The organism is Amycolatopsis kentuckyensis (genome assembly GCF_002155975.1).
In the GTDB taxonomy this organism is placed as follows: Bacteria; Actinomycetota; Actinomycetes; order Mycobacteriales; family Pseudonocardiaceae; genus Amycolatopsis; species Amycolatopsis kentuckyensis.
This window is the reverse complement of record NZ_MUMI01000627.1, coordinates 1-956: the sequence shown is the minus strand read 5'-3', so window position 1 is coordinate 956 and position 956 is coordinate 1. Positions and strand designations below refer to the sequence as shown.

At 70.4% G+C, this 956-nt stretch carries 1 protein-coding gene; it reads right to left on the bottom strand.

Features of this window, described 5'->3' with window-relative positions; translation table 11 throughout:
* On the bottom strand, positions 1-439 hold a 439-nt coding region (locus tag CCN39_RS44115; protein WP_086852711.1), incomplete at its 3' end, for a malonic semialdehyde reductase.
* Between the last annotated feature and the right edge of the window lie 517 nt (positions 440-956).

Sequence of the window (956 nt, the reverse complement as noted above, 5' to 3'; positions counted from 1 at the left end):
CGGCGCGGACGCCGATGATGAAGTAGCCGACCTGCAGCAGCGAGTTCAGCTTCGAGAACTCGACGCGGCCCTGCTCGTCGGCGAAGTTGTCCTTCACCTGCGGGGCGTGCGGGAAGACCTGGGGGATGTTTTCGTGGAAGTCGACGTCCGCGGCGAGCACGACGGTCAGCGGAGCGGCTTCGGTCTTGTCCCGGTTGCCCGGGGCCATGTGCGGCAGCAGGCGGGCCTTCGCCTCGGCGGTCCGGAGCACCAGCGCCCGCAGCGGCTGGGTGTTCATCGACGTCGGGGCCCACTTGACGAGGTCGTAGATCGCGCGGACCTGCTCCTCGGTCACCGGCTCGGAGCTGAAACTGTTGGCCGTGCGGGCCTCGCGGAAGAGGAGGTTCTGGACGTCCGCGGGGACCTGGAGGGCCTCGGTCTGCTCGGCAAAGGTGGTCATGGGGCTGTGCTTCCTTCCGTTGGGTCGGTACCCCGTGCAACGAGGTTGAGCGTTGAACTATTTCGCGCTCAACCAGTTGTGTGGATCACAGCCGGGACTCCCGCCGGTGAGCGCCGGTCAGCCGATCGGGTCATCGAGCACTCGTCGGGCGCGGGTAATCCGGGCAAACGGGGGCAATCGGGGTGCCCCGCCCGGTGCGAGCGCCAGGGCGAACAGGGGTATCGGCGCGGCCTGATGGCGGGACGGGCCCGCGTCGCGGATGCAGATGCACGGGTGACCGGCCGGGCGATCGCTCGGCGCAATCAAAACGCCTGCTCGAGGCGGCGGCCGCGCCTTCGTTCCGGGGCGGAGGACGGGCCCGCTCGGTGCTCGCCGGGCCGCCGGAAGCGGCCGATCGGCGCAGGCGGAAGCAGCATCCGCGCGGCGAAGATTTTGAGGGCGGGTGGCCGCGGCGGGGTCGGGAGGCGGGAAGTGGGGCTGTTTGGCGGAAGACGGCAGGCGGCGGCTGGTGCCGGAA